This window comes from Kamptonema animale CS-326 (assembly GCF_028330895.1).
GTDB lineage: Bacteria > Cyanobacteriota > Cyanobacteriia > Cyanobacteriales > Microcoleaceae > Kamptonema > Kamptonema formosum.
The window spans coordinates 1-16,895 of record NZ_JAQMUA010000172.1; the positions used below are offsets into that span (position 1 = coordinate 1).

Below are 16,895 nucleotides of genomic sequence, written 5' to 3' on the forward strand. Positions count from 1 at the left end.
GCAACCATCTTCTTCTATGAGTTACAGGCTGGTTGCGGCGAGCGCCCACCCTACGTTTAATTAGCAATTAGCAATTAGCAATTAGCAATTAGCAATTAGCAATTAGCAATTAGCAATTAGTCTAACTTAGCTGTACAACAGGTTTATCTTCTAATAGGGTTTGGGTTGTTAACAAGTCTTCTACTGTCATTCGCAAAAATCGCTGGTTGTCCACTCGAAATAGGATTTTAATGCGATCGCTTCCCGGATACCCAGGCGGATTCAACTGAGCAATACTGCGTGCGCCCTCCCGATCGTTAAGTGCTTGTACAGATGTCCTCCCAGATAGCTGACGAGTTACCAAGCGATCGCCATCAAAATAAACCTCCGTGCCGCCAGTTTCCGCCCCCAATTCCCCTACAATTAATTCAATACTGGGCTGACTTTCGATAGATGCGCCTAATACTAATTCTACTGGTTCGCTCATCGGATAAGCTTGGCCGGATTTAATCAAAGGATGCCAACTGTGACAATTGTCGCGGCGGTTCCAATAGCGAATACCATAGCTGTGATAGAGAAAATCTTTCACTTCTACGCCTTGACTTAGTTGCAAAGCACCGTGCGCGATCGCTTCAAATGGCTTCTCGCACCTAATTTTTGTTGAGTCAAAATACTTTTGTACCCAAGTTTGAACTGCTGGAATTTGGACTGTCCCACCAACTAATAAAACTGCATCAATGTCTGCCGTTTCTATACCTTGACGACGCGCTTGCTGCAATACTTGATTCATGCACTCATCAAGGTTATCAAAAAACTGATGTTCGGCAAGGATATCCTCGAAGCGATCGCGCTCTAATTCTAGTTCGTAACTCTCAAAAGTTTCGTCATTAAAATAAACTTCTGTGGCCTTCGATTGCAGGGACAACTGAATTTTTAAGCGTTCTGCCAAACGAGTTGTTAAAGGAGATTTCGCCAATCCTTGCGACTGGGCAAAATAATCTACCAGCCAGTTATCAATATCAGAACCACCTAAGTTTTGTCCAGCCTTAGCTAAAACACGGGCAGTTTTTAGCTTTTGTCCTGAAGATTCAGCGAGGAGTTTTTCGCCCCATTTAAGAATGAAACCTAGAGGTTTTTTACCCTCAGAATTATCTAACCTAACTAAAGAAAGATCTAGAGTGCCGCCACCAAAGTCTATTACTAGCAGAATTTCTCTATCTGCCAAACCGTAACCCAAAGCGGCGGCGGTGGGTTCATCTAACATCCGCACTTGTTCTACTTGTAAAGATTGACTTACTTTACCTAGCCAGTTGCGGTAAGCTTCAAAACTATCTACCGGGACGGTAAAAACTAAAGAATCTACAGGTAATGGCAATTCACGGATTGAGCCGACAATGTGGTTAAGAAACCATTGACCAACTTGTTCAAAAGTGACAATTTGACCGTCTAATTCTGGCAAAAAACCCTGGATGGGAGTGCCTATTCCGCGTTTGAAGTTACGGAAAAATCGGGGGTCTGCATTTAAGTCGAGGCCGCGATCGCGCACTTGTTGACCCAGTACCACTTTACCCTGGGCCGCGTCCTCAGCATAGAGCAAACTGGGAATTAGGGGCGGATTTTGCGCCGAGATCAGCGATAAACCTGGTAATTTCAAGGTTTCTGGCTGCTGGGAGGCTTGATTCCAGCGAGCGATTACGGTGTTGCTAGTGCCAAAGTCAATTGCGATCGCCATTCAGTCATTAAGCAGCAAGTCGTGACTAGATCATACTAGGGTATGCAGCCCCCCAAAAGCAAACCGGACTAGATCAATTATTTCGATGTAATCATCTGTCAAGGTTGCTTTTCCAGAAATTTAGTTATTATCAATCACCACCACCGTCACAACCACCTCCATCACCCCAACCCGAATCACCCCAACCCGAATCACCCCAACCCAAATCACCGACATCTCCGACTCCGAAATCTGCACTGCCGTCTCTACCTCTTACGATAAGGAAAGGTTGAGGATGAAGGATGAGGTCAAGAATTTTTCTGAATAACTGAAGCATCCAAAAAACAGACCATAGCAAAAATAATAAAAGTATCAATGCCTCTAGATTTAATGTCTTCATGGTATCGCCTACTCCATAATCTACTGCCTCTATAAGTAGAAAGCCCTGGTAATTAGTAGAATTCAGAACGGAAAAGACTGAGCTAGCCTGGTTTTCAGTCATTGGTGTTTGAGATTTAAGTATATTCTCTGACTTAAAGGCTGACAGACTAACTCTAATATGTGAGAAAATTTATGCAAGTGACGACAATCACAGTAGAATTGTAAATAATAAGTTATGGCACTTTCAATTCTCTACCTTTAAGTTAAGTTTCTTACTACTCAAGAATGAGATCAAAAATACAAAAAATGTTTAAGATAGGTTGCAATAATATAAAAATCGTTACCGTTCGGAGTATTAATGATGAGTTTGATTACGACCATTGTAGAACAGCCTTTTGATACTACCTATCTTAATATCAAGGCTTGCTTAAATAATCTTCTAAAAAGTCTGCTAAGTAAGATTTTTGTAAGTTCTAATGGCAGTCAAGGCAAGTTTTCCTCCGACCAACAGGCTAACTCAGAAATCCCACCATCAGTCAAAGGATTGTCTGACCTCAAATCTGCTTTAGATCGAACTGCTATCTGGGTAGCACTAGATTCTAAAGGACTTATTAACGATCTCAACGATAAATTTTGTCAAATCTCCCAATATTCTAGGCAAGAACTGATTGGTAAAGATCCACGTCTGCTTAACTCTGGCAATCATTCTCAAGCGTTCTTTAACAGCATTTGGTCAACCATTTCTAGAGGGCAAGTTTGGCAAGGAGAGATTCATAATAGAGCCAAAGATGGAAGCTATTTCTGGCTCGATGTTAGAATTGTTCCTTTTTTAGATGCTCGCGAAAAACCGTTCCAATATTTAGCTATCGCCTTTGATATAACTAATATAAAACTCGTTAATTCATCGCTACAGCAGCAGGAAGAACGATTAAAATTAGCCTTGGAAGCTGCCAACACGGGCATCTGGGACTGGAACATTCTGACTAATCAACTGCTTTGGTATCATAACACTGAACAGCTATTAGGTTTAGCGTCAAGTCCTTTTCAAGGAAACTGCGAAGCTTTTCTCGAATGCGTTTACCAGGAAGACCGCGAATTTGCACGTCAAACTATAAATTTAGCTGTTCAAGAAAAGAAGAACTGCAACTTTGACTTTCGCGTTATTTGGAGTAATGGCAGCATTCATTGGATGGTTTTAAAAACTCAGTTACATAGCGATAAAAAGGGTCAACCAGTACGAATGGTAGGTACAACAATGGACATTAGCAAGCGTAAAGCCGCAGAAATAGCTCTCTACCAGCAGACAGAACGAGAGCGCTTGGTTAGTGCGATCGCCCAACGCCTCCACAGGGGTTTAGAACAGCAAGTAAAAGACCGTACAGCCCAACTGCAACAGGCCCTCGACTTTGAAGCAATGCTGAAGCGAATTACCGATAAAGTACGCGATTCCCTGGATGAAAAGCAGATTTTACAAATTGCTGTTCAAGAACTAGGAATAGGGCTGGGAGTGCGCTGTTGTAACGCCTCATTATATGACCTTGATGCTGATACATCAACCATCTGTTATGAGTGGACTAATTCGATGTTTTCCGATCGAGGTCGCGTGGCTTTGATGGCAGAGTACCCAGAAATTTACCAGTTACTTTTTCAAGCTCAATATTTACAGTTTTGCAACATTATTCCTAATCCTGTGCGCGGCAAAGTGGCAATGCTAGCCTGCCCAATTTTTGACGATCAGGGAGCGATCGGCGATTTGTGGTTAATTAATGATAGAGACTACGCTTTCCGGGAATTAGAAATACGAATGGTGCAGCAGGTAGCAAATCAATGTGCGATCGCCATCCGCCAAGCCAGGCTCTACGAAGCCGCGCAAGCGCAAGTGAAATCTCTGGAAAAACTAAACTGGCTTAAAGATGACTTTTTGAGTACAGTTTCTCATGAATTGCGAGCTCCAGTTGCTAACATGAAAATGGCAATTCGGATGTTGGAAATCTGTATGAAACAGGATCAGCTATCGCCTCATCACCGCCAAAAAGCAACTCAATACTTGGAAGTTTTGCAGCGGGAATGCGATCGAGAAATTACTTTAATTAATGACTTGTTAGATCTGCAACGGCTAGAAGCGGGAAGGCAATCTTTAGTGTTAGAAACAGTTCAGATTCAGCATTGGCTACCGCAACTGCTGGAAGGTTTTCAAGAACGCGCGGAAGCTAGGCAACTTACCCTAAGTATTGACATTCCGCAAACACAAATACCTCCCTTAGTTTCTGATATTTCCAGCCTGGATCGTCTGGTCAGCGAGTTGTTAAATAATGCTTGCAAGTACACGCCTCCTGGTAAGCAAATCATTGTCACCGTTAGCGCTCAACCAGGTAAAGTTCAACTAAAAATAACCAACTTTGGGACTGAAATTCCGACTGAGGAATTTGCCAGAATTTTTGACAAATTTTACCGAATTAAAAGTGCCGATCCTTGGAAGCAGGGCGGAACTGGTTTAGGGTTAGCATTAGTTAAAAGGCTGGCAGAACATTTAGGAGGAACAATTCATTTAGAATCTGCAAATCTTCAAACAACTTTTATAGTAGAATTGCCGAATCAAGGAGTGCTCAGTAGAGTTGGATAAGCTGCTACGGTCTTAAACAAAACGGGCAAGCTAAGCTTTTACGCCTCTAGACTGTACTATTTGTAATGCCACCTCAACCCCGCAACCTCCTCCTCTGCAAGGGAATGATGAGAAATAGGTCGATGTGTAAATCTTGTTGCTACTATTCTTGCATACCCCCTAGACTTTGGGAGATATAGATCGACAGCACAAACCTTCACCTGCCAGAACAGCTTTTATTTCAACGCTGAATTCGGAGGAGATATTAACCAATGATAAATTACTTAGCTAATTCTGAGTTTGACTTTGAAAGCTTACAAATAGAAGCGATCCCACTTGCTCCCGCCTCGATTAACCAGGCAATCCAAATCAGCCAGCAAATTAAAAATCAAGGGCGGCAGTGGCAAACTTATTTGACTGTTTTAGCGCTGTTTACTTTCCGTCAGTGGGCGGAAGAACGTATACCTAAAATTGCGTTAAATCAGGAAGAATGCTCAATTTTACAGCCACAATATGCTAATATAATTGAAGCTGCTTGCAATCTAAAATTAGGTGATTTCAAAATTTGCTTACTAGCAATTGGCAGCTTAACAGAGGAAAAAGTATCTATTCCTAGAGCTGTAATTGATTTGCCAGAATTTACCGCTCATTTTTATGTCGTTGTAGAAGTAGCTGAAGAACTTGAAGAAGCTACAATTATTGGCTTTATTGGTTATGACCAATTAATCGAGCAATTTAGTTCGGTTAATTTTTCCAAAGAAAATGACTGGACATATCGTTTACCCTTAGCTTATTTTAATAGTAACTCTGATGATTTACTGCTATATTTACGGTATTTAGAACCAGACGCGATCGCGCTCCCCTCTATCCCAGTTCGCCCTATCGATACCTTATCAATAATGCAGGCTCAATTGTCTCCGCTATTGCCGCAGTTACGAGCTGGCAGTCGAGAACTATGGGAGCTATTAACTTGGGAAAAAGCAACAGAAATACTGACAAATCCGCCGCTTTTAAATTGGCTATATCAAGAGTCAATACGCCCCCATCAAGAGTCTAAATTAACTCAGAGAATATTAAATGTCGGGCTGTGGTTACGGGATGAAATGGATGATTTAGCGCGAGAATTGTCTTGGGTATTGCTTCCCGCTTTCAATTCAGAAAAGTTAGGTTTGGCTGGAGGGACGGCAATGCGATCGCCCATTGAAGAACTAGAAGCCATTGTCACCCAATTAGAGCGGCGGGGTACAGCAATTTCGGCAGCCGCGAGGGGAGCTTGCAAAACCTTGAATCTAGCATCAATTTCCCTGCGGCTTTATGCCCTCAGTTGGCCGATGCTGTCAACAGAAAATATCCCAGAGTGGAAATTGCTGTTAATATTAGGAGGTTCCCCCTCTGGCACTCGGCTCCCAGAAGGCACAAGAATGCAAATCAGTGACAATACGAGCGTGCTGGTTGAACAAGTCCTCAACCAAAACACTGCTGAACCCTATCTTTACAGTCTGGTAGCGGGAACCTGGGACGAACAATTTACTGTTACTCTCGCCCTCAGCAATGGAGCAAGATTAACATTACCTCCCTTTGCTTTTCGTCCTCATTAGAAAGTGGGATCGATGACAATTTTTAGGTTAAAAATTCAGCGTTTTGCTCAAAATTGTCTGTTTGAATTGTCTTGGGGTACAGGACAACAACTGTCTGCAACGTTAAATTATCCAGAATCAATCGCGACTTTATATCAAGAGTGGCAGCGAATTTATTTAAGCTTTTACAAATCAGCTCTGAGAGGGCGGGTAGAAGCTAGTGGTAGCATTGCACCGCCACCCATAGATTGGCACGCTAGACTGATTCAAGCCGAAGCTAGATTACTGTCAGAATTTCATCACTGGCTGCGAAGTGCAGAGTTATTTGAAATCCGAGCAGAAATTGCTAATAGTAGATTACCGGAAATTACTGAGTCGGTAATTGTGGGCAGCCACAATTCAAATGTTAATGTATTCCTTACTTGTCATCCAGTTGAGATCGAGCGCTTGCCTTGGGAATCTTGGGAAATCGGCGCTGATTTTCCGAGATTAGGGGAAATTCGTATTGTTCGGACTCCTGTAAATATTAGGAGTGAAACTGATAAAGATCCCCCGCAAAAACGAGGAAAAAAAGCCAGGATTTTAGCAATTTTAGGAGACGAGACGGGATTAAATTTTCAGGGCGATCGCACCGCAGTGCGCTCCCTTTCTCGCATCGCTGAGATTAAGTTTGTAGGTTGGCAACCGGGATTAAATATTCCTGAATTGAAAGCTAATATTTGTCAGGCTTTAGCCGATGAGAGAGGCTGGGATATACTATTTTTTGCGGGACACAGCAATGAAACAGCAATGACGGGCGGAGAATTGGCGATCGCGCCCGAAACCTGCATATCAATTAGTGAAATCAAACCTCAACTTCTCTTAGCAAAAGAGCGAGGATTAAAGTTTGCCCTCTTCAATTCTTGTTGCGGTTTGACCATTGCTAATTCGTTAATTGATTTAGGATTAAGTCAAGTAGCGGTGATGCGAGAACCCATTCATAATCAGGTAGCGCAGGTGTTTTTAGCTCGGTTTCTCCAAGGACTTGCACAACACAAAGATGTACAAGATTCTTTAGTCGGTGCTTGTCAATATCTGCGATTGGAAAAGAGCCTAACTTATCCCTCTACTTGCTTAGTTCCTTCGCTATTTTGTCATCCGGGAGCAGTTTTCTTTCAAATTAAACCTTACGGGGTTAGAGAATTTGTTAAGCGTCTTTTACCAACTCGGATAGAAGCGATCGCGCTGTCAATTTTAACATTCCTTAGTTTGTCACTTCCCGTACAAGATGGGCTGCTGGAAAAGCGCGTTTTAGTACAAGCAATTTATCGCGACATTACCCGACAACTCCCGATAGGTGCTACCCCTAAAGTGCTATTAGTAGCAATTGATGATAAGTCAATCCGCAAGGCTAAAATTTCTAATCCCAAGCCGATGAATCGCCAATATTTAGCTAGTTTAATTGACAAGCTTGCGGCAAGTAATGCTAAAGTTGTAGGGATTGATTATTTATTAGATCGTCCCCACGAGGAGAGCGATCGCATACTTTCTAAATCTATACAAACCGCCGTTCAAAAACCTCACCCCACTTGGTTTGTATTTGCATCTGTCCGCGACGATACCGAAGGATGGCTAAAAGTGCTGCCGGAAATTGCCAGCCCTAATTGGAGCTTTCAAGGTCATATTAATATGGTACACTGGTACATGAGATTAGTACCCGAAGAAAATTCTAGTTCCGCAAAAATGCCCTTAGCTTATATGCTGGCTTTAGCCTATCATTTGAACATAGAAGCTTATTCACAGCCATCTGTGGCAGCAAATCAAAAATTGGCAACAGGAAATCAAGATTCGTCTCAATTACCTGCGCCTAGATTGGACAGCAAGACAGAACTTTTCTCGGAAGCAATTGCATATCTTAATCGGGAAAAAGGACTTAATTACAAAACATTATTCTCGCCTTCATCGCAACTACAACCGATTACCAGCTTGTCTTATGATTGGGGGCAAATGTGGTTACAACCAATCATTGATTTTTCAGTTCCACCTGAATATATCTATCAGCATATCCCCGCTTGGCAACTGCTGGAAAGTGAAGTTAATTCCCCGGAATTGCAGCATTTACAGCAGCAAGTTGTGCTGATTGCACCGGGAGGATATAGCGAAGCGGGGGTAATTAGAGATGGGGAAGATAATTTTAGGATTCCCGCAGCACTTAGGTACTGGTTCAATCAGCGCCGCCACAAGCAGCGCCGCTATTTTACTGGCGGGGAAGCTCACGCTTACATGATACACCATTTCTTGCATAAAAGGTTAGTAATTCCTATTCCCGATCTCTGGACGATCGGCCTAGCGGTGTTGTTAGGAAAAGGGGCTGCACTCGCCCTAGCACATCGCCAGCAAGCAGTTGGTTCGATATTAATTGGAACTACCATTTATGGATTAATTAGCTTACAACTTTACATTACTGCTGCCGTGCTTTTACCTTTTGTTCTACCTGCTGCAACGCTGAGTATTTACATCCTGCCCATACTGGTAAAATTATTAAATCAGAAAAAATCTGCCAAAGATTTACGTTTTTGGGGATATAGTTTGTTGAAGGATTCAAAATGAGATTTCACAAGGGATTAACCATTTTTTTGCTATCTTTACCGTTGATTTTCCTCCCGTTTTTGCTACATTTATCCGTGCCAAATGCTATGGCAGAAACAGAAGAGCAACAGTTACCCTGGGATAAATTGTACGAGAAAGAACCTCCTAGAAAGGAAGAAACAGGAGGTTCGCGGGGCCCAGTTGAACTCGTCTGCACCATCTCACCCGAATCTTTGTCAGGGGAAGAAATAAGAATTTGGAACCTTCGCCCTTTATTTCTATGGCAAGGAAATATATCAAAAATAGAGGTGCGCCGACGGCGTAGCGAGCAAGTAATGTGGAGTCAGAAACTCGCGCCTAGCAATAACAGCGCCACCTATAGCGGACAGCCTCTGCAACCGGGAGAAAGTTACGATTGGGTGCTGTTTGAAGATGGGGAGGATATCCCCACTTTCCAAGTTTCATTCCAAATCGTACCCGCCGAGGAACGCGATCGCATTACCGCAGATTTAAACAGCTTAGAAAGGCAATTGCAGCAAGAGGGAGCTACGCCAGAAAAGATTGCTTATGCCAAAGCAAATTATTTTGCCGAGCGCCAGATGTGGTCAGATGTTTTACAGTCTGCTTATCAAGTGCAAAATCCTTCAGAAGCTCTCGCAAAATTTATTCAAAACATCCCCCAGCAGTTTTGTCAGCCTTTGGCTACTTTCAGAAAGTCAATTAGGCAGGCTAATAGGGATAATGGTCTTAAATTAAATGAGAGCTATCAAAAACGAGGTGGATAGGATATTTCCAATTGCCAAAACTATTGCTATTATTGCATTTTACTTCTGTGCTTTTAGAGTGCAAAATCTTTTGTAGATGATTAAAGTAGACGATTAAATCCTTCTGCCTTCTCCTATACATCTGGTAATGGGTAATTGCTATGGGTGCTGCTTCAAAATACTGGACACTTGTAAGAATTGATATTGCTGGAGGGTGCAAAATCGAGGTGATTGCCGAAGCAAAAGCCTTTTTTGCTTCAGAATTTCTCAAAGGTACTGATACTGCACAAGGCGATGTACCTGATGATGAAATTCAGCGCCAATTGCGGGAATGGATGAGATTTTCCCCTCCCCATCAATCAGAAAAATCTGTATTTGCAGAACGCTGTTTGCTCTGTTTTATTTCCCATCACATTGAGCAAGCTTGCCGACATCTTGAAACCCAATTTGGGGCGGCTCACGGCTTCACTTACCAGGATTTATTGCCATTTGTCCTCTCTGAAGATGGCAGATTTAACAAGTTCTCCAGTGAAGCTCGTGCCTCTAGTTCCTACAAATCAATTGCTAAGATAATTCTGGAAAGCTTCGATCCAGAACAGAGCAGTTTAAGCACCTGGACTTATAGAAGGGTAAAACATCATTCTGAATTAAATTCTTTCTTGCTAGAACGCGGTGTTTATATGGTCAGCGATTGGGCAATACTCAACGACACTCGTACCAAACAGCTAGAGCGAATTTTATCTGATTTTTACCAACTAACATCCTTTGAAATCCAGCAATTTTGCCAACTTTTAGAAGCTTATCATGCTGTCTACCGCACCGCCAGACTTCAGCAACGTCAAGCAGGAGGGAAGAGGCAGTGCCAGCCACCCACACCTGAGCAATTGCAACAAATTGCAGAATTTATAGAAACTAAAACCAGCCAAAAGTTTTTACCTAAAATCGTGATGCTACTCCTACAGCAGCTAGCATCGAAATTGCGAAATTACCGGATTTCTGTGCGAGGAGGTTCTCCCAAATATGAATCTTTAGATAGTTCAGAAAATAGCTATGCAGTCAACATTTTGAATTCTACAGAAACTTTAAATAATTTTGAAAATAGAGATGAACAAACAGAGTTTTTGAAATTATATCGCCAGGAACTTTTACTTTGTTTAGAGGATGCAATTGCCCAAGTGACAAACTTATGGATTAAGCAATTTCAGCGTCAAAATCCCAAGAAAATTAAACAATTCTTGATGGGACTTCAGCTATTTCATTGTCAGGGACGGACTATGGGAGAAATTGCCGCTACTGTAGGACTACAAGCTCAGTATCAAGTGACTCGCTTGCTTAAACTCAAATCTTTTCGTGCTGATGTCAGACATCAGTTACTAGGTATGCTGCGCCAGCGTATTTTAGAAGTAGCAAAATCCTACATCCCTCCAGAGCAGCTTCAGAAACAGGACAAACAAATTGAAGAGGCTCTAAGCGAACAAATTAATATCGTGATTCAGGAAGCAGAAACAGAAGCAAGTATGGCAAAAAGCCATCTTGCAAGTAGTATTTTTTCCCAAAAACTTTGCAGCTATCTCGACAAAATGATATTATGAGTATTGTCGTGCGATCGCAACAGATGCAACGGGCATTGTTATCGGAAAATATAGCGTCCTTAGCAATCAACCGGTACTGAAAGCGACTAAAAACGCAAGATAGGGCGGAGCGCCCACAATCAAGCTCATCTATATTAACCTTGAGTGATAATGAGCAATAGCAACGAGAAATCAAACTCAATCAGGGAGAACCCCACTATGATCGCGATTCCCGGCGTTGCAGTTATAGCTTTAATCTACGAAAGTAGTAAATCCCTAGTCTATCGCGGCCGCATCGAACAGGACAATCAACCAGTTATTCTTAAACTTATAAAAGAAGAATATCCCGCACCAGAAGAACTTGCGAGATATAGACTTGAGTATGAAATTATTCAGAATCTAAACCTAGATAGCGTTGTCAAAGCCTATAGCTTACAACCTTTTAGGAACAGTTTAGTAATGATATTAGAAGACTTTGGCGGTGAATCCTTAAGAATATTCATGTCCTCCCAAAAACTGACATTTTTTGGATTCTTAACTATGGCGATCAAAATCGCTGAAAGTTTAGGAGAAATTCACGCAAAAAATGTTATTCATAAAGACATTAATCCCTCCAATATTGTTGTTAATCCTACTACTGGGCAGCTCAAAATCATTGATTTTAGCATTGCTACAGAATTGACCCGCGAAAATACTCAGATTAAAAATCCCAATATTTTAGAAGGTACTTTAGCTTATATGTCGCCCGAACAAACGGGCAGAATGAACCGAGCTGTAGATTATCGCACTGATTTTTATTCCCTCGGTGCAACCTTCTATGAACTGCTGACAGGCAAATTGCCTTTTGACACTACCGATGCGATGGAATTAGTTCACTGCCACATCGCTAAACAGCCAATTTCTCCTCGCGAAATTACACCTGAAATTCCGCAAGCTCTTGCTAACATTGTAATGAAATTGCTCGCTAAAACTGCTGAGGAAAGATATCAAAGTGCTTGGGGAATTAAAGCTGATTTAGAATCCTGTCTTTTTCAATTACAAACCTCTGGATATATTGCCGAATTTCCTCTCGGTAGCCAAGATATTTCGGACAAATTTCAAATTCCCAAAAAGCTTTATGGCAGAGAAAAAGAAATAGAAACGTTGCTAGCAGCCTTTGAGCGTGTCAACACCCCTTACTCCGAGAGCAGGGGGGGCGAAATGATGCTAATTGCTGGTTATTCTGGGATTGGTAAATCAGCATTAGTTAGGCTTCTAGAAAAACCTATTACCAACAGACATGGTTATTTCATCTGGGGCAAATTTGACCAGTACAAGCGAACTACTCCCTACTCAGCCGTAGTCAGCGCTTTCTCCGAATTAGTGCGGCAATTGCTGACAGAAAGTGAAACGCAGCTAACAGTATGGCGCGAAAAACTCCGCAATGCCTTTGGCCCTAACGGACAAATTATTATCGATGTCATCCCAGAAATAGAATTGATTGTGGGCCAACAATCTCCCGTAGCAGAATTAGGACCAACTGAATCCCAAAATCGTTTTAACCTAGTCTTTCAAAACTTTATCCGGGTATTTTGTCAGCAGGAACATCCTCTAGTAATTTTTCTAGATGATTTGCAGTGGGCTGACTCTGCTACCCTTAAACTGATAGAATTAATTTTCTCCGATGAAGAGACAAAATATTTGTTTGTAATTGGTGCTTATCGCGATAACGAAGTCAGTCCCACACATCCTTTAATAATGACCCTGGAAAATCTGCGAAACCAGGAAGCGATTATTAACGAAATTATTTTAGCACCGTTAGATGTTGAGCACGTTACTAATTTGATTGCTGAGACTTTACACAGTGATAAAGAATCAGTAAAACCAATTGCAGAATTGGTAATTAGTAAAACTGATGGCAATCCTTTCTTTGTCAATCAATTCTTGAAAACTCTCTATCAAGAAAACCTATTAACTTTTTCTCCTCCGCAGTCTGGCAGTAAAGGTGAGTGGCAATGGAACATTTCTGATATTGAGCAGTGCGCCATCACGGATAATGTAGTAGAATTGATGATCCAGAAATTAAAGAAACTCCCAGAATCAACGCAGCAAATTTTACGCCTTGTTGCTTGTTTGGGCAACCAATTTGATTTAAATACCCTTTCTCTCATCCATGAAAAAGAAGCATCGGAAACTTTTCATGCTCTTTTACCAGCCATTCAAGAAGGGTTAATTCTCCCAACTTCCGACTTAGAAGCTAAGTCCGTAGAATTGACTCACTACCCCTTACTAATTCTCAATTATAAATTCTTGCACGACCGCGTGCAACAGGCAGCTTATACCCTGATTGAGGACTCGCAAAAAAAAGCAGTTCACCTCAGAATTGGTCGCCAAATCTTGGCAAATACTCCCAAGGAATATCGATCCGAAAGAATTTTTGAATTAGTAGATCATCTCAATGTTGGTAGGTCGCTAATCCTAGACGAAGAAGAACAGATGGAATTAGCAATATTGAACTTAGAAGCAGCGCGAAAAGCTAAAGAGGCAACAGCTTACGTTGCCGCTAGGGAATATTTAACTGCCAGCATGGACGGCTTAACTGAAGATATTTGGAATGCAGATTACGACTTAGCTATAGCTTTGCATAAAGAACGGGCTGAAGTTGAATATTTAAATGGCAATTTTGAGCAATCCGAAGAATTTATCAACCTAACTCTGATGAAGACGAGATCGGATTTAGAAAAGGCAGAAATTTATAATCTTCTTCTCGTACAGTATGCTTTGCGCGGGAAAAATGAAGAAGCAGTCAGAGCCGGGAAAAATGCTATTACCTTGCTAGGAATTGACTTACCTGAAGATGGTTTAGATGCGGCAATTGGAGCCGAATTTGCAGAAGCCAAAGCCAGTCAAGGTAATAAAGAAGTGGCGGTATTAATAGATGAACCTGAAATGACGTTGCCGGAGAAAAAAGTCGCCTTAAAATTATTCAATAATTTGTTGCCATCGGCTTACTTTATTAATCCTGCTTTGTGGACTTTTAGCATCCTCAAATCAGTTAATCTTTCTCTCAAATACGGTCATGCTCCTGAATCATCTTTCTCTTATGCTAATTATGGAATTCTCCTGAATGCAGTATTTGGAGAGTATAAATCAGCTTACGAGTTTGGTTTAATGGCGCTGAAACTAACTGATAAATTTGGAACTTTAGAACTCAAAGGTAAAGTTTCTACTGTATTTGCTAATGCTTTAAGTTACTGGTTTCAACATCTAAAAGAGTCTATTCCTATTAATAATGAAGGGTATAAAGCCGCTTTGAACTCTGGAGATTTACAGTATGCAGGCTATATTCTCAATTATAAAGCGATTTACTCATTTTTTCAAGGTAAAAATATTGGCCCACTGCTGACAGAAGTGCCTAGCTATTTACAATTTTCCCTGAAGACTAAAAATCAGATGGTTACGGATACATTAAATGGATTGCAATTAATTCTGCGTAACTTAAGTAAGCTGACTTCAGAAAAAAATGATTTTAGTAACGAAGGAATCACCGAATTAGAGTATATCGAAAGTTGCCAGGAACATCAAAACTTTTTTACGCTGTGCTTCTATAATATTTTTAAAGCTCAGGTTTTTTATTGTTATGGGAATCTAACTGAAGCACTCAAATGGGTTTTATCTGCGGAAAAGCAACTAAGTTTTATCACCGGGATTTTTCCAGTTACAGAATATAATTTTTATGCGTCGTTAATATTCGCTGCTCTTTACTCTCAAGTTTCAGAAGATGAGCAAAAGGAATATGGAGCGAAGTTAGAATCTAATCAAAAGCAGATGAAAATCTGGGCAGAAAACAGTCCCGAAAATTTCCTGCACAAGTACCTGTTGGTGGGAGCAGAAATCGCGCGTATTTCTGGTCAAGAATCAGAGGCAATTGATTTCTACGATCGCGCTATATCTTTAGCTAAGAAAAATGAGTATATTCAGCATGAAGCTTTGGCAAATGAACTAGCAGCAAATTTTTGGTTTAGTAAAGACAAACCGAAGTATGCCAACATCCACTTACACGAAGCTTACTCCGGTTATAAACGCTGGGGTGCTACTCGGAAAGTGGAAGATTTAGAGGAAAAATATCCTTATTTACGCGACGCAGTAATAGCTAGTAAAACCTTTAAAAATTCCTTAAATGCGACTATTCACACCTCTACTGGTAGCGATGCACGGGCTCTAGATTTAGCTACAGTAATGAAAGCATCATTAGCAATTTCTAGTGAGATTTTTCTCGATAAATTGCTGGCTTCATTGATGAAAATTTCCATTGAAAATGCTGGAGCGCAATCTGGATTTTTGATCTTGCTGAGTGAAGGAAAATTGCTGATTTCTGCTCAAGCATCTGTAGCGGGAGGTTTAGCAAACAAATCGGGAAGAACAGCTACAGAAGATGTTATTGTGCAACAATCAACTCCACTTGAGGAATCTCAAGATTTACCTGTGAGCGTGATTAATTATGTTGAGAGGACTCGATCTGATGTGGTGTTAAGTAATGCTGCTGCTGAGGGAAGATTTGCCGCCGATCCTTATATTGTCAAACAGCAACTCAAATCTCTTTTGTGTACGCCGATTATCAATCAAGGCAAACTCATCGGGATTCTATATTTGGAAAATAATTTAACCACTGGGGTATTTACTCCTGACAGATTGGAAGTTTTAAGGCTGCTTTCTTCTCAAGTTGCTATTTCGCTAGAAAATGCTTTGCTTTATGCTTCAGTGGAGCAAAAAGTGCAAGAACGCACGCAGGAATTAAACGAAAAAAATGGGCGTTTAGAACAAACTTTAGTGGAACTAAAAGTTACTCAAGCCCAACTCATCCAAACTGAAAAGATGTCTAGTTTGGGGCAAATGGTGGCTGGTGTAGCTCATGAAATTAATAACCCTGTCAGTTTTATCTACGGTAATTTAACTCCAGCTAGTGAATACGTCAAAGATTTGCTAAATATCATTTACCTTTACCAGCAACACTATCCCACACCTGCACCTGAAATTCAATCGGAAATAGATAGAGTAGAATTGGAATTCTTAGTAGAAGATTTGGAAAAACTTCTGGATTCGATGAAGGTAGGCGCAGAACGCATCCGCGATATTGTTCTCAGTTTGCGGAATTTTTCGCGCCTTGATGAAGCAGAAATGAAGCCGGTTAATATTCATTCTGGCATTGATAGTACGGTTATGCTTTTGCAGCCCCGTCTGAGAAAAGAAGGGGGAAAATTAGGCATTGATGTGATTAAAGAGTACGTTGAACTGCCGCAGATTACCTGTTATGCTTCTCAGTTAAATCAGGTGTTTATGAATATTCTTACCAATGCGATTGATGCTTTGGAATCTGTGAGAAGTAATAGCGAAGATGCAGAGAAAAAACCTACGATCGCAATTCGCACTGAGGTTATAGGTAGAAATGCGATCGTTAGAATTGCTGATAACGGGCCTGGTATGACTCCTGATGTGGTTCACAAGATTTTTGACCCTTTCTTTACAACGAAGCCTGTGGGGTCTGGTACTGGTTTGGGTCTGTCTATTTCCCACTCTATTGTTGTTAAGTCTCACGGTGGAAATTTGACTTGTATTTCCGCACCTTTTGAGGGTAGTGAGTTTATTATTGAGATTCCGCTGGCACCTCATCACTAAGCTTGACTGGGCGGTTGAAACCGCGTCTATACAGACAAAACCCGCCTACGCGGGTTGAAATTCTACAGTCTGGATAGGCAGACTTTG

Annotated in this window: 8 protein-coding genes; 6 read left to right on the plus strand and 2 right to left on the minus strand. The window is 41.2% G+C overall.

Annotation, left to right across the window (positions count from 1 at the left end):
* Positions 1–121: 121 nt before the first annotated feature.
* The gene (locus PN499_RS10140) at positions 122–1,711 is read right to left on the minus strand and encodes an Hsp70 family protein (protein WP_272031718.1); all 1,590 of its coding nucleotides are present in this window, start codon (positions 1,709–1,711) and stop codon (positions 122–124) included.
* A 130-nt stretch (positions 1,712–1,841) separates the two neighbouring features.
* Complete coding sequence (locus tag PN499_RS10145; protein WP_272031719.1) at positions 1,842–2,192, minus strand: hypothetical protein; 351 nt, start codon at positions 2,190–2,192, stop codon at positions 1,842–1,844.
* A gap of 240 nt (positions 2,193–2,432) precedes the next feature.
* Between PN499_RS10145 and PN499_RS10150 the strand changes: the two genes are divergently transcribed.
* The 6 genes from PN499_RS10150 (at position 2,433) to PN499_RS10175 (ending at position 16,808) form a co-directional block, all read left to right on the plus strand.
* Entirely contained in the window at positions 2,433–4,694 is a 2,262-nt protein-coding gene (locus PN499_RS10150; protein ID WP_272031720.1) for a sensor histidine kinase, read from the plus strand.
* Positions 4,695–4,945: 251 nt separating this feature from the next.
* Positions 4,946–6,271: a DUF1822 family protein gene (locus tag PN499_RS10155; RefSeq protein WP_272031721.1), complete on the plus strand. Its 1,326-nt coding sequence runs from the start codon at positions 4,946–4,948 to the stop codon at positions 6,269–6,271.
* A 12-nt stretch (positions 6,272–6,283) separates the two neighbouring features.
* Positions 6,284–8,839 carry a CHASE2 domain-containing protein gene (locus tag PN499_RS10160; RefSeq protein ID WP_272031722.1) on the plus strand — a complete coding sequence of 852 codons (2,556 nt, stop codon included), beginning with the start codon at positions 6,284–6,286 and terminating at the stop codon, positions 8,837–8,839.
* Positions 8,836–9,603 (plus strand): hypothetical protein, encoded by a 768-nt coding sequence (locus PN499_RS10165; protein ID WP_272031725.1) that lies wholly within the window; start codon positions 8,836–8,838, stop codon positions 9,601–9,603. The genes PN499_RS10160 and PN499_RS10165 overlap by 4 nt, the downstream gene beginning before the upstream one ends.
* Positions 9,604–9,743: 140 nt before the next feature.
* Positions 9,744–11,174 (plus strand): hypothetical protein, encoded by a 1,431-nt coding sequence (locus tag PN499_RS10170; protein WP_272031727.1) that lies wholly within the window; start codon positions 9,744–9,746, stop codon positions 11,172–11,174.
* A gap of 198 nt (positions 11,175–11,372) precedes the next feature.
* On the plus strand, positions 11,373–16,808 hold the full coding sequence (locus PN499_RS10175; RefSeq protein WP_272031728.1) for a trifunctional serine/threonine-protein kinase/ATP-binding protein/sensor histidine kinase: 5,436 nt from the start codon (positions 11,373–11,375) through the stop codon (positions 16,806–16,808).
* The last annotated feature ends 87 nt before the right edge of the window (positions 16,809–16,895 follow it).